The organism is Luteimonas sp. A611 (assembly GCF_054072715.1).
The window spans coordinates 245,284-263,690 of sequence record NZ_JBSVRP010000001.1 but is presented as its reverse complement, the minus strand read 5'-3'; the positions used below and the strand labels follow the sequence as shown (position 1 = coordinate 263,690).

Sequence of the window (18,407 nt, the reverse complement as noted above, 5' to 3'; positions counted from 1 at the left end):
CGCCGACGGGCGCCGCCCCGCGCCGATCCTAGCGCGCGGACCGGCCGGCCGCCACGACCGCCGTACTCAGGGCACCACGAACACCACTGCGGTGCGGGCCGGGACCTGGAAACCGCCGCTCGCCTGATCGTAGCCCGCGGCCGCGGCGCGGCGGTCTGCCGCGTCGCGGGCGCGGTGCACCGGATGCAGTTGGTAGCGCTTGCCGGCCTCGGCGGGCACCGCGATGGTGTGGGCGCGCTTGTCGACGTTGACCAGGTAGACCAGTTCGCGGAAGCCCGCGCCTGCGTAGCCGCGCCCGTCCAGGTGCGCCACCAGAACGGTCGGCTCCTGCGCGCTGCCGGTGTTGTGGAAGCGCAGGCGCTGGCGGATCTCGTCGGCGGTGCGCATGCGAAACAGGCTTGACGATGCGCGGATGCGCACCAGGTCGCGGAAGGCATCGCGGGTCCAGCGGATGTCGGCCGCCATCGGCACGATCCCCTGATCGGCCAGCAGCGGCGCCATGACCGGCCAGTTGTCCCCGTTGTCGGACTGCATCGGCAGGCCGACGCCGAAATTGTTGCTGCGGTAGGTCCAGTCCACGGCGTTGAACCAGTCGCCGCTGTCGTAACTGTTGCGGTCCAGCGACTTGCTGCGCAGGGTGTCGATGCCGGCGTGGAAATAGGCCACGCCCTGGCTGAAGGCGGTGATCGCCGCGCCCAGCACCTGCACGCGCGCGCGGTCCTCGCGGCTGGTGCTGCGCGGCAGCTTGTAGACGTTGGTGTCGAACAGGGTCGGGTTGTCGTGGTTGTCGACGTAGTTCACCACTTCCTGCGGATCGACCACGTAGCCGGCCGGCTGCCCGTTGTAGTCGAGCTGTTCGAGCCGGAGCACTTCGTCCCAGTGGGTCTGCAGCCGATAGCTTCGGATCGATCCCGCAAGCCCGACCCGGATCATGTCGGCCGACCACAGCAACGCGCTGCGGGGATGGTTGCCGCCGCTGCCGTTGTCGTCGTAGTGCAGACCGTTGAGCCAGCCCTGGCTGCGCAGCAGGTCCTGGCCGCTGTCGAAGCCGGAACCACCGCGCGCATGGTCGCGGGCCCGATCGCTGAAGGTGCCGATGCCGCTGCCGTTGAGCGAGAGCTGCGAGGCCTGTTCAAAGCGCGCGCCGTTGGCGACCTCACCGAAGTTCCAGCCTTCGCCGATCAGCTGCACCGGCCGCCCGACCGCCGCGTTCACCTCGTCCTGCAGCCGCTCCATCACGGCGCGCGGCTGGTGGCCCATCAGGTCGAAGCGGAACGAATCGACGCGGTACTGCGTGGCCCACAGCTTCACCGAGTCGATCATGAGCTTGCCCATCATCAGATGCTCGGTGGCGGTGTTCTCGCAGCAGGTGGAGCGCTCGATGCGGCCTTCGCTGTCAAGACGGTGGTAGTAACCGGGGACGATGCGGTCGAGCACCGACTTCGGGGCCTGCCCCGAGGCACTGGTGTGGTTGTAGACCACGTCCATGCCCACGCGCAGACCGGCTCCGTGCAGGGCCATCACCATCGCCCGGAACTCGCGCACGCGGGCGGCGCCGTCGGAGGCGTCGGAGGCGTAGCTGCCCTCGGGCGCATTGAAGTGCCACGGGTCGTAGCCCCAGTTGAAGCAGTCGCTGCCGCGGCTTGCGGCCACGGCAGCCTGTTGCGCGTCGGAATCGGGCGCCGCATCGGGCACATGGGGCGTCACGCAGCCGGCTTCGGGCACGCTGGCGAAGTCGAAGACCGGCAGCAGGTGGACATCGGTCAGTCCCGCCTCGGACAGCGCGCGCAGGTGGCGCATGCCATCGCTCTTGTGCTGGGCGAAGGCGAGGTACTTGCCGCGCAGCGGCGCGCGCACGCTGGCGTCGTTGATCGAGAAGTCGCGCACATGCAGTTCGTAGATCGACATGTCTTCCTGCGCGTGCACCACGTCCGGCGTCCGGTCGCGCGCCCAGCCCGAAGGCGCAAGCCTCGGCGAGGACAGGTCTTCGATGTAGCTGCGCTGCGAATCGGCGTCGAGGCTGATCGAGTAGGGGTCGGTGACCAGGTTGCGCACCAGGCCCACGCCGCGCACGAACACCTGCACCGCATAGCGGTAGTGGTCGCCGGCACGCAGGTCGCTGCGGGCGGCGGACCAGCTGCCCGTGACCGGATCGAACGCCATCTCCGCCAGCACCGGCGCGCCGGCACGCCCGCGATAGCCGCACAGCCAGACGCGCTGCGCAGTCGGCGCCCACAGCCGGAAGCGCGCCTGGCCGCGGTCGAGTTGCACGCCCAGGTCGTCGAGACCGTCGGCCGCGGCGTAGCGCACGTCGAGATAGCCGGGCAGTTGCGCGGTGGTGGCCGACAACACGCGGCCCTGGTCGTCTTCCTGCACCAGCACCAGCTGACGGCGCACCAGCGCGGCCAGCAGCGCTTCGTCGGCCGGATCGACCGCGAGCACGGCACCGGCGCCGACCCAACGGAAGCGATCGGCCACATCGGCGGGCACGTCCTGCGCCACCGACAGCGTCAGCACGCCGTCCGCGCCGGCGACGGACGCGCCCCGGCGCGCGACGATGCGGCCTTCAGCCGAATGGTGGAGGCGGAAGCGGCCCGTGGTGTCGGTACGCGGCCACTGCAGCAGCCGCTGCGACAGCCACACCGCACGCGCGTCCGTGGTCGAGGTACGGCCCAGGTCCGGCGGCGCGGTGAACGCGCGCGGCTCCTGCTGTACCAGCCAGGCATCGCCGCTGCGACCGGCCACCTGCAGTGCGGCGAAGCTGATGCGGATGTCGGCGTTCCAGCCATCCTTGTTGTCGATCCCGCCGTCCGGATTGGACGGCATGCCGTGCAGCACGAAGTCCACATGGGTGCGCGCGACATCGCCCTGCGGGTTGAGCACGGGCAGGTCGAAAGTCACCTCGGAACCGTCGGCGGACGCGGTGTAGTTGGGCATCGCCGACAGCGCGACCGGATTGCCCCAGTCGCCGAGCACCAGGCCCGGCAGGCGCGAGACGTCGATGCCACTGCCGTCCCAAAGGTGCAGGCCCCAGTGCGCATACGCGTTGTCGTAACGGCGATAGTGCACGCGCACGGTGGCGATGTCGGGCGTGGCGGCGAGCGGGTTGTTTCGATACACCGTCGCATCGCCCGAACGCAGCCAGAACGCATCGCCATCGGCGAACTGCCAGCTGCGATCGACGCCCGGGTCGCCGCCCTGCCCCGGCGGATGCACGATGAAGCCGAAACCGGCCGCTGCGGGATGGGTGAAGGCCGCGGCCTGGATGTCGAAGTACGCCCCGTACGCATCGGTGCCCGAGCGTGGCAGCGGCGCGTCCCAGGCCACGCCCGGGTAGTCGGCGAGGTACTGGCCATCCGCGTCGACCTGCCAGACGTGCAGTCCCCAGTCGAGGTAGGCGCCATCGGGCCGGTTGTAGTGCACGCGCACGTCGCGGGCGCTGGTTGCCGGCGCCGCGGGCACGGGCACCAGCACGGTCGCATGTGGCGCCTCGCAGATCGCGGCGGCGCTGGCATCGCCGCCGGCAGGCAGCGGCGGCACGGGCAGCGGCGCTTCCGGCTGCGGACCGGGCGCGGCCAGCGGTTCGTCGCAGGCGGCGAGCCCTGCAAACGCGACGAACACGAGCAGGACGCGCAGGGCGCGCAGGCAGGCGGCGGCTGGGTTTCGCATGGCGGCTCCGCGTATCGGCAGGTGGGCGCGGACAGTGTTGCCCTGCGCATTGCCGCAACGCATCGCGGCAGCACTCGACTGTGCGTGCAGGTGCAGGTAACGGCAATACATCGCGCGGCGGATGCATACGTATTCACTGCTGATGTGCGATGCAGGCTGCGGCGTTGCGCTGTATCGGCGCCTGCTTTCGCGAACCAGGACGCGTTCGCGCGTGCCGGCATGGCCGACGGCGTTGCGGCGCAGCACGATTGTGCGCCGGGCTTGCGCGGAGCTGGCGTGTCGACGACGGAGTGCGCGGCGCGGGCGTGCACAGGCATGTTTGGCGTGTTCGCGCCTGGATGCGCAGGTGGCGCTTGCGCAGCGGTTGCCGTGACCGTCGGGCGATCGCCGATTACCATGGCCTGGGCATGCATCGACGTCCCGCTGCACCATCGTCCCCAGGACGGGAGAACTGTTCCATGCGACTGGCACCGTGGCTGCTGCTCCTGAATCTCTGTGCAGGCATCGCCTGCTCGGCCGAACCCGTTGCCAGCGTGCGCGTGGTCTTCGACCGCGATGGAATCACCGCGTCCCGTGCCGAAGGGTTCGCCGACATCGCAGCCCATCGTGCGGTCACCGCGGACGACCCGGTGCGCGTGGCGTCGATCTCGAAGCTGGTGGTCGCGATCGGCGTGCTGCGCCTGGTCGAGGACGGGCGCCTGGACCTCGATGCCGATGTGTCCGACGCGCTTGGCTGGAGCCTGCGCCATCCGCAATGGCCCGATGTGCCGGTCACCCTGCGCATGCTGCTCTCGCACCGGGCCGGACTCACCGATGCCGCCGGCTACTGGCAGGTGCCGCTTGGCGGCGAGCTGCGCACATTGCTCGACGATCCGCGCGCCTGGGATGCCGAACACGCACCGGGCAGTTTCTTCCGCTATGCCAACCTCGGCTTTCCGCTGGTCGCGATGGTCATGGAACGCGCGACGGGCGAACGCTTCGACCTGCTGATGCAGCGGCTGGTGCTGCAGCCGCTCGGCATCGCCGGCTGCTACAACTGGGCGGCCTGTGACGAAGCAACGGCTGCGCGTGCGGTGGTGCTGTACGACGAGGCTCGAACGCCGCTGCGCGACGACCATCGCGGCAGCACACCCGGGTGCGCGGTGATCACCGCGGAAGGCGCCAGCTGCGACCTGTCGCAGTGGCGCGCGGGCGCCAACGGCGCGCTGTTCTCGCCGCAGGGCGGGCTGCGCATCTCCGCGCGCGAGCTGGCGAAGATCGGCCGGTTGCTGCTTGGCGAAGGCGAGGTCGATGGGGTGCGGCTGCTGTCGCCCGGTTCGGTGCGCAGCCTGCTCTCGCCGCTGTGGCAGTACGCGCCGGGCAACGGCATCGGCCATGAGGAGGACACCGGCGACGGGCAGGGACTGGCGTTCTTCTGTCGCTATGGCATGGCCACGCAGACGCTGGCCACGCCGCGGCCGGGATGCGGCGACGATCCCTTCGGCGACGGCATCGCGCGGGTTGGCCACAGCGGCTCGGCCTATGGGCTGCGCTCGGGACTGTGGATCGACCGCGAGGCCGGCACCGGCGTGGTCTATTTCGCCACGGGGGTGGCGGAGGGTCGCGACGGCACGCGTTCGGCCTTCAGCGCGGTGGAGGAGCGGCTGGCGCGCGGGGAGTGACGGTTTGCGAAGGTCGCAGGGCCGGCCTTCCGCGACGGAGATCTCTCACTGCGTTCGAGATGACAGGATCCGGAGGGTCCGCGCGACTGCGGCTGCGGCTTGATCCGCATGGCGTTCGAGATGACAGGATCCGGGGGACGCCGCCATACGGGATGGTCCCGCGCTTCGTCCGGCACCTGCAGACTGTCATCCCGAACGCAGTGAGGGATCTGGACTCCGAAGGCGGGATCTCCCACTGCGTTCGAGATGACAGGCACCCGACCGCGCGATGCAACGCGCAGGGTTGGCTACCTGCGCAGTGCGATGCCGGCCTGGCTCACCGCGCCTGGAACAGCCGGATCGGCCGGATTCCGTGTTCACGCTCGGCGGCGTCGGCCAGCAGCGCGAGCTCCGCGAGCTCACGCTGGTACAGCTCGAGGAAGGCGTCCTCCACCGGACCGGTGACGTGGATGAAGGCGAACGGATCGCCGCCGGCCGACGACATGCGGCCACAACGGCTGCGCAGATGCCGTCCCAGCGCGGCGCCATCGGCCAGCGCGATGCCATCGAGCTTTGCCATCAGCGTGTCGAACTCCTGCCGGTACTGCTCGGCCATCGCATAGACGCGCACGCGCAGATCGTCGGCGTCCCGTCCCATGCCGCCCTGCAGGCGCAGGCAGACGCGACCCCCCGACAGCAGGCGCTCGAGCTTCGGCCATGCCTCGTGCAGCGCCTGCAGCAGCGCCAGCCTGGCCTGCGCCTGCGTTTGCGCTGCCCCGGTCAGCGCGGCGACGGCCAACTGGTAGCGTCGCGCAAACAGCGCGAGGATGCGCGTGGCCAGCTTGCGGTCGGCCGAGCCACCGTTGCGGCACTGACCCAGCTGCTCGCGCAGCGCGCCCGGATCGGGATCGGACCCATCCGGCATCGTGAAATCGACGCCCAGGTCGACCAGCCGCACCCACAGCTCGAGCTCGTCCGCGCGCGAACGGACACGGTCCAGGCGCGGCCACAGGTCGGCCGCGTCCGGCCCCAGCCTGCGCAGTTCGTCCACGCAGCCCTGCCAGTCGAAGCCGGCCGCCGGCAGCAGCGCGCCCTCGCCCGGGTCCAGCAGCGGCACCGTGCCGAGCATGCCGTTGGCGAAGCGCTTCCAGCCCTGCGCCAGTGCATCGGGCAGCTGGCCCATGCCGAGCAGCTGCGCAGGCTCGACAAGGCTGCGCGCGCCGAACTCCAGCCCCATCTCGCGGTAGTAGTGCTCGGTCACCTGTCGGCTGAGCGCCGGGAAATCGGCGAACAGCGCGGACGCGGGGCGCTCGTCGACGAACATGCCCGCCACCGGCTGCGCCATCGCATTGGCGATGCGCGCCTGATCGGCCGGGTGCGAATCCCAGAAGCGGGTCTCGTCGTCGTTGTCGAGCATGCATTCGATCGCCTGCCAGTCCTCCGCGCGCCACTGCCCCAACCGCAGCGCGGCGGCGGCCGGCAGGTCTGCCACCAGGCTGCCTTCGCGCCAGGCCTTGCGGTTGATCGCCTCCACCTCGTGCATCGCCTGCGACAGCGCGCGCAGGCGCAGCGCGGTGGTGGCGAAGGTGTCGCTGCCGGCCACCGCGACCTCGTAGCGGTCGGCGTCGAACTCCATCTCCTGCGACAGCCAGCGACTCATCCGGAAGCTGACCTGGAACAGGCCGCGCAGGAACACGCGCGTCAGCCCGAGGCAGAACTGGGTAACGGCGCACATGAGCTGGAACAGGTTGCCACCATCGCCCTCGTCGTCCGCGTCGCCGTCGAGCCAGCGCTGCAGGCGCTCGTCCCACTCGTCGCGATGGTAGGCGCGCGATTCGAGCCAGCGGTTGACGTGGTTGATCACGTGCGCGGCGCGCATGCCGCCACGCTGCGCGAAGTGGCCGAACTCGTGGGCAAGCACGCCCACCAGCTGGCGCGCGGTCATGCCGGCGACCAGCGGCAGGCCAATGGCCAACGTCCTCGCCCCGCCCACCAGCCCGCCGGGGCCGGGGCTGAACTGCACCCAGGCATTGACGCTGTGGCTGAGATGGATTTCGCGCGGCGGCGCCACGCCAACCGCGCGGCACAGCGCCAGCACGGCGTCGCGGAATGCCGATTCCTGCGCCGGCAGCCTGAGCGGATCCGGCTCGCTCGCACGCGGCGCGAACAGCGGCTTGAGCAGGAACAGGATCAGCACCCCCAGCACGAAGCCGGGCACCGACCAGGCCAGCATCGCCCAGCCGCTGATCTCGCGCGGCGCCCACTCGGCGTAGTAGACATAGCCCAGCCACGCCAGCGCCGCGACGAAGCCGAAGTACACCAACGGCAGCAGGCACGACAGCAGCGCCACCAGCCACAGCAGCAGCGTGTACAGCGGGCGGCGCGCCGGTCGCGGCACCGATCCCGGCGCCAGCGCGTGCATCAATCCCGTGGGCGACTGCGTGGTGGCGGTCGCCGGCATGACCATCGTGTCCATGAGATCCCTGCGTGCGCCGGGAGGCCGGGCACGTTGCGCTTGATTGCTCCTGCTCCGCGGCGTGCGGCATTCCGTCGGAGGCGCGACGCTCCACAGCCCCCTGCGGCGTCGCGCCGGCCGAGGATACACAATCCCGGTTGCACCATTCCTGCCATCCGGGTGCCGCTTCGAAGATGCCGGTTGCGCGACTGTCCGCGCCGCCGCCCGGCTGGATCCTGCACCGCACGGCGGTCATGGACCGCACGTCCGGCGACGCGACGATGCCATGTCGATCCGCGGCGGCGTCGTTCGTCGCTGTAGCGTGCAGCTTCGCACGCATGTCCCGCTCAAGGAGACCCACATGGTCCAGGCCGTCAATCCGTATCTCAACTTCCCCGGCAACACGCTCGAGGCCTTCGAGTTCTATCGCTCCGTGTTTGGTGGCGAGTTCGCGATGGTGCTGCGCTACAGCGACTTCCCCGACAACATGGGGCTACCCGCCGACGCCGCCGACGGCATCGCCCATATCGCGTTGCCGATCGGACCGGCCATGCTGATGGGCACCGATGCAGGCTGCGGTGGCAGCAGCACCCTGCGCATCGGCAACAACAGCTACATCACGCTGGCGCCGGACGATGCGGTGGAGGCCAGGCGGCTGTTCGACGGCCTCGCGGCCGGAGGCGAGGTCACCATGCCGCTGCAAGCGACGGAGTGGGCCGAGCTGTACGGCATCGTCAGCGACCGCTTCGAGGTCCAGTGGATGATCAGCTACGAGGGCGCGACGCGGTTCCGGGGATGAGCGCGGGGGGTGGGCTGGCTCGCCACGGTGGCGGTGCTGCGGCTTTGATCGCCCGCTGCACCGTCAGGGCTGAACCCGCGAGCAACGGTGAGACCGCCACGGCCCGACATTCGCGCAATGCAAGCCCGAATCTGTGAGAAACGTCACCAAAGCAGAGCAAAAAACCGCCGTATTTCAGCTGTTCAGCCTGCAGTTAGGCGGTAAAACCCAAGAATCCTTGCCCAAGGGGATCCAAAACGTAAACGCAGCGCCCGTTCGGCCAAGGTCGGCGGGGACACTTGTCCCCGCGCCAGGGCCACTGGTCGACGCTGCCCGCCTTTCCTGATCTCCGGCAGACCTTACATGAGCAAGCGGTTCCCCTCCTCCCACCGGAACGGAATCCGGATCGGCCTCGCGCTGGCGGCATCCACGTTGCTCGCAGGCTGCGGCGTGCAGGTTCCCCAAGACGACTCCGACCCGCTGGCCAAGACAGCCAGCAGCGCCACCACGCAGGTGGCAGCGCCCGTGGCCCGCAGCACCGCCTCGGCGGCCGCCAAGGCCGCAACCGTGCAGAACCCGATCCTGTTCGTCACCCAGGTGCCGATCAGCGGCAACGGCAGCAGCGACCCCTTCGCCAGCCGCATGTCGACCTTCGCCAACCACCTGCCCGACATCAACGCGGTGCCGCGTGGCGGCGACCTGATGATCCGCTATCCCGACGGCACCTTGCGCAACCTCACCCGCGAAGGCGGCTACGGCATGGATGGGCTGCAGGGCGCGAACGCCATCGCCGTGCGCGAACCGACCGTGCACTGGAGCGGCAACAAGGCAGTCTTCAGCATGGTCGTGGGCGCTCCGCCGCGCCAGCACGTGAACACCAATGCCAGGTGGCAGCTCTACGAAGTCACCGGCCTGGCCCGCGGCCAGACGGCGCGCATCACCAAGGTCGCCAACCAGTCCGCCTACAACAACGTCTCGCCGCTGTATGCCAGCGATGACCGCATCCTGTTCACCTCCGATCGCCCGCGCGGCGGCGAGGCGCACCTGTATCCGCAGCTGGACGAGTACGAGAGCACGCCGACGATCACCGGCATCTACAGCCTGGAGCCCGCATCGGGCGCGCTGCGCATCCTCAACCACACACCCAGCGGCGCTTTCAGCCCGAGCATCGACAGCTATGGCCGGGTGATCTTCACCCGCTGGGACCACCTGCAGCGCGACCAGCAGGGCCTGGATGTCTTCGGCGCGGTCAACTTCGCGAGCGAAGCGGCCAACGCCGCCAAGCTGTCCGGTCGCGCCGAAAGCTTTCCCGAAACGCTCGAGGGCATGGCCACCGCCAACTACGGGCGCATCAACGCCTTTACCTACAACCTGTTCACGCCCTGGCAGATCAACCAGGACGGCACCGACGAGCTCACGCTCAACCACATCGGCCGGCACGAGCTTTCGTTCAACTACATCCTGCGTTCGTTCGCCGCAGACAACGCCTTGATCGACACCGTGGGCACCACGCTGCGGGCCAACCGCACCGAGATCGACATCGACTCGGGGCTGTTCCACCTGCGCGAGGACCCGCGTGCGCCGGGCACGCTGTACGGCATCCACGCCAACGAGTTCGCCGAAGGCAGCTCGGGCCGGATCATGCGCGTGTCCGGCGCGCCGAATCTGGCCGCCAACCAGATGACGATCACCGTGGCATCGGCCAGCGGCGGCCGCTACCGCAATCCGCTGCCGACCAGCAACGGTGCCGTCGTCGCCAGCCACACGCCGAGCTCGGCGTTCTCGTCGGGGATCGAGCTGCGTCTGCGCACGCTGGACTCCAACGCCAGCGGGTTGCTGACGCCCGGCACCGCGCTCACCAGTGGCATCAGCAAGACGGTGTCGTGGTGGACGCCCGGCTCGCAGGCGTCCTACAGCGGCCCGCTGTGGGAGGTCGACCCGGCCGAAGTGGTGGCGCGCACGCCGCCACCGTCGCCCACGCTGACGCTGACCGCGCCCGAGCGCGCGGTGCTGGCCGAGGAGCAGGTGGACGAAACCAGCCTGCGCCTGTGGCTGCGCGCGCAGGGCCTGGCGCTCATCGTCGTGCGCAACCAGACCAGCCGCGACCAGGCCGACCGCCAGCAGCCCTACAACCTGCAGGTGCCGGGCGGCGCGAAGACGGTCAATGGCAATGGCCGCCTGTACGACATCTCGCATTTCCAGGTGTTCCAGGGCAACCAGGTGCGCGCCTACGACAGCTTCAAGCAGGGACGCCGGGTGCTGGCCCAGCCAGCTGCGCTGCGCGGCAATCCCGCGAATGCCTCGGGGCCTGCCGGCAGCGTCACGATCGCGCGCGACGGATCGTCGGCGGCATTCGTGCCGGCCAGCCGCGCGCTGACCTGGCAGACCACCGACGCCGCAGGCGAAGCGATCGTGCGCGAGCGTGTCTGGGTGACCCTGCAGCCAGGCGAGATCCGCACCTGCAGCGGCTGCCACGGCGAGAACGCCAGGAACCAGGCCGGCAGCGCGCCTTCCCAGGCCAAGCCCGAGGCGCTGCGCGAGCTGATGCGGCATTGGAAACAGACCCAGTCGGGCAACATCCCCGCCCGACGCAACGGCTCCGCGCCGCTCACGCGCGGCGGCTGAGGAACCAGGGCAACCACCCGAGGCGCCGCCAATGCATCGGCGGCGCGCTCAGCCCGGGTCGTTCACCGCGCCTGCGGAGTGGCCGTAGCGCAGCCATAGACCAGCAGCGTGCACGTCGGCGAAGACCTGCGCTTCCAGGCCCGAACCGATCGCCGAGAGCATGCAGTGCTCCACCGTCCCCAGCCCGTGCGGCTTGACGTGGGCCACCCGCAGCCGGCCGAGGCGTGGTCCGAACTCCAGCACCAGCGCGCGCCAGTCGTCCGCCTCCAGCGACGGACCTTCGAGTTCATCGACCAGCAGCAGCAAGCCCGCCGGCTGCGCCTGCAGCGCATCGGTGATCGCCCGCCAGTAGCCGAAGGTGTTCTCGCGCGTATTGGGCCCGGCGACGTGCGCCTGCAGTTCGCCGGCCTCACGGCGCAACGTGATGTGGAAGTCGGTCATGGCCCTGCCCTCCGGCAGCAGGCGCGTCGCGCACATCCGCGAGCGTGGCGCGTATCGATGGCGCAAGGCCCGTATCCGCCATCGGCATATGTGCCAGACCACACTGCAATCGTCGCAGCCATGCCGTCCTCCTGACTGTCCGCACGGGTTCCCATCCTAGATCACCCACCCATCACGGCCTCGTTAAGCCCGCCGCGACGCCGCCTCCACGGGCCGACTACGCGCCGCCACGCATGATCCCGGGACACCACCCCCCCCCCCCGGAGCCGCGCAATGAACAAGCATGACCAGAACCCCGATCCAATCACCGGAGCACCCGGCTCCCACCCCGTCGGCGTGGCCACGGGCGGCACCGCCGGTGCCATCGCCGGCGCAGCGATCGGCAGCTTCTTCGGTCCGCTCGGCACCCTGATCGGCGGTGGCATCGGCGCCGTCGGCGGCGCCTCGGGCGGCAAAGCGATCGCCGAACGCGTCGATCCCACCGCCGAGGTCGAATACTGGCGCCAGGATGCGACCGGGCGCGAGTACTACCGCGCCGACGCGGACTTCGACCGCGACTACGCTCCGGCCTATCGCCTCGGCACCGAGCAGCGCAACGAGAGCGGCCAGCGCAACTGGAACGATGCGGAAACCGAGCTGAAGTCGCGCTGGGACCAGACCCGCGGCCAGTCGACGCTGGACTGGGAGCAGGCACAGCCCGCCGTGCGCGATGCCTGGGATCGCACCGACCGCACCTTTGGCGCCTACGAGGCCACCGACCAGCACTTCGGCGAGAACTACGACAAGGCGTCGTACTACAGTCAGGACTTCGACTACCAGGACTACCGCCCGGCCTACCGCTACGGCACGCAGGCGCGCAGCCTGTCGGCGGCCTCGAACTGGGATTCGGACACCGAATCGCGACTCGAGCAGGGCTGGGAGCGTGCCAAGGGCGAGTCGCGCCTGTCGTGGCATGAAGCCAAGGAAGCGGTGAAGGACGCCTGGCACCGCGTCGAGCATCGCCTCCCGGGTGATGCGGACCGCGACGGCCGCTGAGCCTGTCCTACACGCGGCAAGAGGAGGCCCCCATTCGGGGGCCTTTTCATTGGTGCTGCGTGGACTCGCAAAGAACTCAGCGAAAGCAGCTGGTGCACCGTGCTGCAGTCACACCCGGATCACCGCCGCTCGGACAACCTGTCGCCCCTCCCACCGCACGCAACAGAGGTCGCCATGTCCCTCACCAAACTCATCGCCATCGGCACCATAGGCTTCATCGCCTACCGCGCCTGGCAGCGTCATCAGCAAACCTCCGCCGTCTACCCGCAGCGTGACGAGGGCTCGCGCACCGCCCCGCATGGCGACCCGATCCTGGTCGGCGAACAGATCGACATTTCCGAACCGGTGCGCCCCGCCGCGCACGCAAGCCGCAGCTTCGGCGAAGAGTGAGAACGGAGCCCGCCATGCGGCTGCTTGTCCTGCTTACCGCGCTGGCCATGCCCATCGTGGCGTGGCTGTCCAACACCGGTGCGTTCGGGCCGGACCAGGGCGAGATTTCCGGCCGCTATCCAACCCTGCTGGTCGCGGCGGGCTACGCATTCTCGATCTGGGGCCTGATCTTCCTGTTCGACCTCGCCTACGCCGGCTGGCAGATGACCAGGGAGCGCAAGGGCGACGTCACGGTGAAACGGATCGCGCCCTGGGCAGCGGCCGGATTCTTCCTCACCACGATCTGGATGCCGTTGTTCTCGCAGGAGCTGTTCTGGCTGTGCCTGGCGGTGATCTTCGGCGCGCTCGCGTGCCTGGCGTACTGCGCCGTGCAGCTGTCGCGTGACCCTGCGCCGACCAATGGGCAATGGGCCTGGGCATGGCTGCCGCTTTCGCTGCACGCGGGCTGGCTGACGCTGGCTGCCTTCCTCAATCTGGCGCAGGTGATCGTTGCCTACCAACTGCTGCCCGTCGACCGCCAGCTGCCGTGGTCGCTCGGGCTGTATGCGGTAGCCGCAGTCGTGCTGCTGGCGCTGAACCACCGCATGCGCGGCAACCTGGTCTATGCGGCCGCCGCGCTGTGGGCGCTGGTCGCGGTGTACCTGCGCCAGTCCGGGCATGAACTTGCCGGTGCGGATACCTCGGCGTGGATCGCCGTGCTGGTCGCCATCGTGCTGGTGGCGCAGACGACGATGCTGCGGCTTCGCAACCCGGGCGGCTGGGTACCTGCGGAGGGTCGTGGCTCCATCCTGCGACGCTGAACTGGTAGCGGCCGGACCAACGCTCCACGGAAGTTCGAGCGGGTCGTCGCCTGGCAAGGAAACCTACATCTGTAGGCCCGGCGCCTCCCGCTGTGCCGATGCCGCGTGCGCCTCATTCGGTGCCGCAAGCCTCGCGGGGTCATGGTCCGACGACTGCACAGCAAGCTCCGGCGCGCGAAAGGAGAATCCCAAGGCAATCCTGTCCGCCATCGCGCTATCTCCGGCCAGTACCGCGGCGTAGTAGCGGTTGAGGCGGGGATCTTCGAACGGACCTGACGGCTCCGAGACACCGCCCTGATAGTCCGCAGGTCGCTCAACAGGCGCTGGCGCCTGCGGTTGGGCACCGGGCTGCGGCGCGTCACCCCCGACTTCCACGTTGTGGAACAGACCGCCTTCCGTTGAGGTCAGAACGAGCTGCCAACTGTTCTGTTCAGGATTGTTGGAGGCAGCTTGAATAAAACCGTGGTAATCCGCTGGATGGATGGTCAAGCATCCCGCGGAATCGGTGTTGTGCCGTGAGCCGCTGTGGATCTTGAAGCTGGTGTTCAAGTCCTGAATGCCATTTGGATCTGCCGGAGTGAAATAGCCGTCGGCGTTCGTATCGCGTTCTATCCGTCCGCTGGCACGATCCCCGACAGCTTGGCCCGGGGAGGGCCGGAACGCCACATTGGTGCCCGCAATGCGAGGGTTGTTGTGGGGCGCCGTCACCATTTCCAAGGTGCCCTGCCGGATCCGGCCCAGGTCGTCCATCGAATCGCCGTTTGCGTCTATACCCTCGATTTTCCTCGGCCGCGTAACGGCCTCGTAGCCCGGGCTAGGTGGGAACTGGCGAACCTCCTCACGCCCGCCCGGTCCAGAAAACGGCCGCCTGCCATCGCTGCCGGCATGGTGCGAGTACTGTGCCGTCGGTTCGGTATTCGCGCGATCGCTGACAAGAACAGCACGTTCGCCCTCAGGGCCCCGTATCAGGACAATAATCTGGTCGTTGTAGACACCTGTCCCGGTGCGACCTGCACCATCTCCCGACGCCAAAGTGGAGTTCTCGCGTCGGAGAGCCAACAGTACGCTGTGAGCATTAAGCCGAAGGGCGTCTCGGGCGGTCTGGTCGCCTCGCACGTCCGCAATACTGGCGTAGACGTCGTAAGTCTGCGATGCCGTCATGCTCACGAATTCGTTTGGCTCGCCCGCACTCCTGCTGTATGCGGGCATCCGTGGCGCAGCTGTCGCCGACTGCAGCCGATGGACGACAGCCAGGTGCTCTGTCGCGAGATCGCCAGTCGTACCAAATTGCGAAATTTCCGCTGCTGCCCCCGCCACGACGTACCGATCCAGGGCCTCTTGCACCACAGGCCGCTCGTTCCCACGTGCGTCCTCGAGAATCCTGAACGCATCTGCGTGCGCACCTTGACGCAACCGCCCTACCACCAGGTCAGCACTCACGCGGATATCGATTTCCGTCGGCGCTACTGGATGGGGGTTGGTCATATCGGCCGTTCCGCGGCAGCTTGGTCGCCCCCGGAATTGAGGTATCGATCTAACCCACTCTCATAGCCAAACCCGCACAGATGCCGCGCGGCCTGGACCGACCTGCATGGCCAGAGATCCGGAGGGACGAGCTTACGCAGTTCGAAACGTTCGCCCGTCCACACCATGAATCCGAAGTGGGCTGCATGTTCGCGCCAATCGAAGTCCAGGAAAGCACGTGGATCCGATGCAGGCATGCCTGGCGTCTCGTGCTCCCCCTCCTGCACGGGTCTGAGCACCCATCGCATAACGGGAACACGAGCGAGGCGCGAGATATCCAGCCCGATGTCCGTATCCAGCGCGGGTCCTTCGTCCGCTGGGCGCAGATAGATCCCATATCGATGCTGCTCGTCGACCGACAACGTCGGCGGCGGTGGTGCAATCCCTGCCGTCACATCTACGGGTGGATGACCGTTCTGCACGCGATACAAGCGGAACTCACGCACTGTCGCCGGAGCCCCGGCTACGCATTCGACGTCCCGCGGTGCGTTCCAGTTGAGGATGCAGTCCGGCCCATACACCATGAAGACGGTGCTGTCCGGACCCGGTCCCTCAAAGGACCGGATCCAGAATGATCCGAAGTTCTCGATGCCCACGGTGAAATCAGGACGGACCCCGTATCCCCTCACCGCACGAAACACCTGCTTGGTCCCCGCCGCCTCCTCCCGCTGCTCCGCACTGAGGTACGGGTGCCCGTCCGGAATCGCGCGAATGAAGGAGGCGACGTGTTCTGGCAGCATCCCGTAACAGGCGGCATCCTGCAGGGGCGGCTCACTGATCCACTTTTCGTCGCATTCCGCGCCTAGCGCCTCCTCGATCGCGAAGTAAGCGGAAGCGTCTGTTGGCGCCGGATCAAGCGCCGCTTGCGGAGGCGTATCGCCGGACGAGGGCGGTGCCTGATTGGCAGGGGGCGCCGACGGCAGTTCCCCGCAGGCGGCGGTCAGCGCAGCAAGTGCGAGCGCGGCGGCGAGGACAATCCGGCCGGAACGGGAGATGAGCGTCAGAGCGCTGGTCATCGCGAGGGCATCCTTTTCCTAGCGTTGGGCGATGAAAACCCGTCAACAGGCCCAAGTCAAGAAGCCGTGCCGCGGCAGATCGCAGCCGTTGCGTGGAAAGACCAGGATGACAGCCGCTCACCCGCGGCCCTTCGACGCGACTCGTGTCCGGGGCGCGGCTTCCAGCCTCGGCCCTGTCCCAACTACCAGGGCAGCGGCGTCCCATCGGCATGCCAGAAACTGCCCGTGTCCGCGAGCGTCAGTGTGTCCATGCGCGCGAGGAGGTTGGCGGCGGCTTCGTCCGGGCCGATGTCGCCCTCCCCGCCCAGCATGTCGGTGGCCACGCGGCCCGGGTGCAGCAGGACTACGGAGATGCCGCGCGGCGCGAGGTCCATCGCCAGCGACTTGCCGATGGCGTTCACCGCCGCCTTGGATGCGCGATAGCCGTAGTACGCGCCCGAGCCGTTGTCGGCCACCGAGCCCATGCGGCTGGTGATGATGCCGATCTTCGCGCCCTGCGCCAGATGGTCTTGCAGTGCCGCGGCCACACGCAATGGGCCGAGCGTGTTCACTTCGAACTGGCGCTGCATGCGTGCGAACGCATCCTCGTCCAGCGCGTCGAGCTTCTCGTTGGTGAAGATGCCGGCATTGAGCACGAGCCCATCGATGCGGCGTTCCCCCAGCCTGCCCGGCAATGCAGCCACCGCGCGCGCGTCAGACACATCCACGCCGTCGATGACCTGTGCATTGGTCGCGGCCAGCGCCGCGCTGGTCTGGCGGCATACGGCGATGACATCGTCGCCACGCGCGGTGAGCTGCTGCGCCAGGGACAGGCCAATGCCGCGATTGGCGCCCGTGATCAGATAGGTGGACATGGTGGCAACCGGAAGTGGGGGCGGGCCATTCTAGAACCCGCCCCGCGACGCGCGCGTGCTTGCTCCCGACCGCGTGTCGCAGGCCGTCGCCCGCGATCAGAGCCTCGCCGCCTGCACGTGCATCCAGTCGCGGCCGATGGCGCGGCCAAGCGAGATCCAGCCGTGCGCCTCCCAGATGTCGAAGAACTTGCGGTACTCGCGTCCGCAGAACAGCGCCTGCGGACAACGCGTGGTCAATCCGTTCGGCCCCGCATGAAAGTCCCACGCGCAGCCGTAGGCATGCATCGACCACGCCGTGCCTCCGCGCATGCGGCGATGGTTGTAGGTGCCCGCGTGCCGGTCCAGACCCAGCCGCCGCAGCTCCTCCGCACCGTACTTGCGCAGGATCTCCTTCATCGCCGCCCGGGCACTGTCGGCGCAACGTGCGTGCAGCTGCACACGCGTGACCTGCCTGGGCAGGTTCCAGTCCAGGCGCATGGTGAAAGGCAGATCGACCATCACCAGCTGCCGCTCGACCGCCGGTCCCGGCTTGCCGTAGTAGCCGTTGCACCCGGACTGCTTCGGGAAGTCGCTGTCGGTGGCCGGCCCGGTGGGCGTCGCGTCCAGCACCAGGTCGTGGCCATAGGTCTGGCGGTGGTTCCACTCCAGCAAGGCGCCGGCGGTCTGGTTGCCGGCGTAGCCGTCGATGGCGCCGGGCGCGTGCCCCGCGTGGCTGAGCACCAGTTGGCCGGCGCCGATCATCCTGCGCCTGGCCGACCACGCCGACGGGTTGGAGACGCAGTCGGCTGCGTGCGTGGTCAGGATCGCCTCGATGGCGGTCAGGCTTTTGAGACCGATATCGCCGTCGATGGCACCGGTGTAATAGCCGGCGGCGGCCAGGAGGCGCTGCAGGTCGGACGGCGTCATGAGCGCGACTCCGGTGAATCCCTGTGCCCGAATCAACGCGGCGCCGCGACCGGGGCGGACATCCGCTCAGGACTTGTAGCAAACGACCCTGTCCTTGGCGAAGCCAAACCGTCCATCGACTGCCGCCAACCCGGGCTGTGCCTGGGAGCCGGTGAGTGATTTCGATTTCCCCGTGCCCAGCACTTGCCCGCCCCGCGAGACCCACTATGATCGAGCCGCGCCCGGTAGGATTCCGGCCCGGGCCGCTACGGCCGCAGGGGGATGCACGCGGCCC

Annotated in this window: 13 protein-coding genes; 6 read left to right on the top strand and 7 right to left on the bottom strand. The window is 68.7% G+C overall.

Annotation, left to right across the window (positions count from 1 at the left end; translation table 11 throughout):
* Positions 1 to 66: 66 nt before the first annotated feature.
* Positions 67 to 3,669 (bottom strand): alpha-1,6-glucosidase domain-containing protein, encoded by a 3,603-nt coding sequence (locus ACW5EG_RS01140; protein WP_457020633.1) that lies wholly within the window; start codon positions 3,667 to 3,669, stop codon positions 67 to 69.
* 458 nt (positions 3,670 to 4,127) lie between these two features.
* On the opposite strand from ACW5EG_RS01140, the gene ACW5EG_RS01135 reads away from it, so the two are divergent.
* Positions 4,128 to 5,330 (top strand): serine hydrolase domain-containing protein, encoded by a 1,203-nt coding sequence (locus tag ACW5EG_RS01135; protein WP_457020632.1) that lies wholly within the window; start codon positions 4,128 to 4,130, stop codon positions 5,328 to 5,330.
* 316 nt (positions 5,331 to 5,646) lie between these two features.
* On the opposite strand, the gene ACW5EG_RS01130 is transcribed toward ACW5EG_RS01135, so the two are convergent.
* Positions 5,647 to 7,785: a M48 family metalloprotease gene (locus ACW5EG_RS01130; RefSeq protein WP_457020631.1), complete on the bottom strand. Its 2,139-nt coding sequence runs from the start codon at positions 7,783 to 7,785 to the stop codon at positions 5,647 to 5,649.
* 340 nt (positions 7,786 to 8,125) lie between these two features.
* On the opposite strand from ACW5EG_RS01130, the gene ACW5EG_RS01125 reads away from it, so the two are divergent.
* Together ACW5EG_RS01125 and ACW5EG_RS01120 are read left to right on the top strand one after the other, a co-directional pair.
* Positions 8,126 to 8,563: a VOC family protein gene (locus ACW5EG_RS01125; RefSeq protein ID WP_457020630.1), complete on the top strand. Its 438-nt coding sequence runs from the start codon at positions 8,126 to 8,128 to the stop codon at positions 8,561 to 8,563.
* A 342-nt stretch (positions 8,564 to 8,905) separates the two neighbouring features.
* Entirely contained in the window at positions 8,906 to 11,167 is a 2,262-nt protein-coding gene (locus ACW5EG_RS01120) for an HzsA-related protein (RefSeq protein ID WP_457020629.1), read from the top strand.
* A 48-nt stretch (positions 11,168 to 11,215) separates the two neighbouring features.
* Here ACW5EG_RS01120 and ACW5EG_RS01115 read toward each other — a convergent pair whose 3' ends face one another.
* Positions 11,216 to 11,608: a hypothetical protein gene (locus ACW5EG_RS01115; protein WP_457016777.1), complete on the bottom strand. Its 393-nt coding sequence runs from the start codon at positions 11,606 to 11,608 to the stop codon at positions 11,216 to 11,218.
* 273 nt (positions 11,609 to 11,881) lie between these two features.
* On the opposite strand from ACW5EG_RS01115, the gene ACW5EG_RS01110 reads away from it, so the two are divergent.
* The 3 genes from ACW5EG_RS01110 (at position 11,882) to ACW5EG_RS01100 (ending at position 13,833) form a co-directional block, all read left to right on the top strand.
* Complete coding sequence (locus ACW5EG_RS01110) at positions 11,882 to 12,643, top strand: hypothetical protein (RefSeq protein WP_457020628.1); 762 nt, start codon at positions 11,882 to 11,884, stop codon at positions 12,641 to 12,643.
* A 174-nt stretch (positions 12,644 to 12,817) separates the two neighbouring features.
* Positions 12,818 to 13,033: a hypothetical protein gene (locus ACW5EG_RS01105; protein WP_457016773.1), complete on the top strand. Its 216-nt coding sequence runs from the start codon at positions 12,818 to 12,820 to the stop codon at positions 13,031 to 13,033.
* A 14-nt stretch (positions 13,034 to 13,047) separates the two neighbouring features.
* Positions 13,048 to 13,833 carry a hypothetical protein gene (locus tag ACW5EG_RS01100; RefSeq protein WP_457020627.1) on the top strand — a complete coding sequence of 262 codons (786 nt, stop codon included), beginning with the start codon at positions 13,048 to 13,050 and terminating at the stop codon, positions 13,831 to 13,833.
* A gap of 63 nt (positions 13,834 to 13,896) precedes the next feature.
* On the opposite strand, the gene ACW5EG_RS01095 is transcribed toward ACW5EG_RS01100, so the two are convergent.
* The 4 genes from ACW5EG_RS01095 to ACW5EG_RS01080 all read right to left on the bottom strand — a co-directional run bounded on the left by ACW5EG_RS01095 (position 13,897) and on the right by ACW5EG_RS01080 (position 18,133).
* The gene (locus tag ACW5EG_RS01095; protein WP_457020626.1) at positions 13,897 to 15,318 is read right to left on the bottom strand and encodes a hypothetical protein; all 1,422 of its coding nucleotides are present in this window, start codon (positions 15,316 to 15,318) and stop codon (positions 13,897 to 13,899) included.
* The gene (locus tag ACW5EG_RS01090; protein WP_457020625.1) at positions 15,315 to 16,373 is read right to left on the bottom strand and encodes a hypothetical protein; all 1,059 of its coding nucleotides are present in this window, start codon (positions 16,371 to 16,373) and stop codon (positions 15,315 to 15,317) included. Before ACW5EG_RS01090 ends, ACW5EG_RS01095 begins: the two co-directional genes overlap by 4 nt.
* A gap of 182 nt (positions 16,374 to 16,555) precedes the next feature.
* The gene (locus tag ACW5EG_RS01085; RefSeq protein ID WP_457020624.1) at positions 16,556 to 17,227 is read right to left on the bottom strand and encodes an SDR family oxidoreductase; all 672 of its coding nucleotides are present in this window, start codon (positions 17,225 to 17,227) and stop codon (positions 16,556 to 16,558) included.
* 96 nt (positions 17,228 to 17,323) lie between these two features.
* Positions 17,324 to 18,133, bottom strand: coding sequence for a hypothetical protein (locus tag ACW5EG_RS01080; protein ID WP_457020623.1), 810 nt, complete (start codon positions 18,131 to 18,133; stop codon positions 17,324 to 17,326).
* Positions 18,134 to 18,407 lie beyond the last annotated feature (274 nt).

Excerpts from the sequence above, each read along its gene's own strand:
- ACW5EG_RS01140 (WP_457020633.1), bottom strand. The coding sequence starts at position 3,669 with ATGCGAAACCCAGCCGCCGCCTGCCTGCGCGCCCTGCGCGTCCTGCTC.
- ACW5EG_RS01135 (WP_457020632.1), top strand. The coding sequence starts at position 4,128 with ATGCGACTGGCACCGTGGCTGCTGCTCCTGAATCTCTGTGCAGGCATC.
- ACW5EG_RS01130 (WP_457020631.1), bottom strand. The coding sequence starts at position 7,785 with ATGGACACGATGGTCATGCCGGCGACCGCCACCACGCAGTCGCCCACG.
- ACW5EG_RS01125 (WP_457020630.1), top strand. The coding sequence starts at position 8,126 with ATGGTCCAGGCCGTCAATCCGTATCTCAACTTCCCCGGCAACACGCTC.
- ACW5EG_RS01120 (WP_457020629.1), top strand. The coding sequence starts at position 8,906 with ATGAGCAAGCGGTTCCCCTCCTCCCACCGGAACGGAATCCGGATCGGC.
- ACW5EG_RS01115 (WP_457016777.1), bottom strand. The coding sequence starts at position 11,608 with ATGACCGACTTCCACATCACGTTGCGCCGTGAGGCCGGCGAACTGCAG.
- ACW5EG_RS01110 (WP_457020628.1), top strand. The coding sequence starts at position 11,882 with ATGAACAAGCATGACCAGAACCCCGATCCAATCACCGGAGCACCCGGC.
- ACW5EG_RS01105 (WP_457016773.1), top strand. The coding sequence starts at position 12,818 with ATGTCCCTCACCAAACTCATCGCCATCGGCACCATAGGCTTCATCGCC.
- ACW5EG_RS01100 (WP_457020627.1), top strand. The coding sequence starts at position 13,048 with ATGCGGCTGCTTGTCCTGCTTACCGCGCTGGCCATGCCCATCGTGGCG.
- ACW5EG_RS01095 (WP_457020626.1), bottom strand. The coding sequence starts at position 15,318 with ATGACCAACCCCCATCCAGTAGCGCCGACGGAAATCGATATCCGCGTG.
- ACW5EG_RS01090 (WP_457020625.1), bottom strand. The coding sequence starts at position 16,373 with ATGACCAGCGCTCTGACGCTCATCTCCCGTTCCGGCCGGATTGTCCTC.
- ACW5EG_RS01085 (WP_457020624.1), bottom strand. The coding sequence starts at position 17,227 with ATGTCCACCTATCTGATCACGGGCGCCAATCGCGGCATTGGCCTGTCC.
- ACW5EG_RS01080 (WP_457020623.1), bottom strand. The coding sequence starts at position 18,133 with ATGACGCCGTCCGACCTGCAGCGCCTCCTGGCCGCCGCCGGCTATTAC.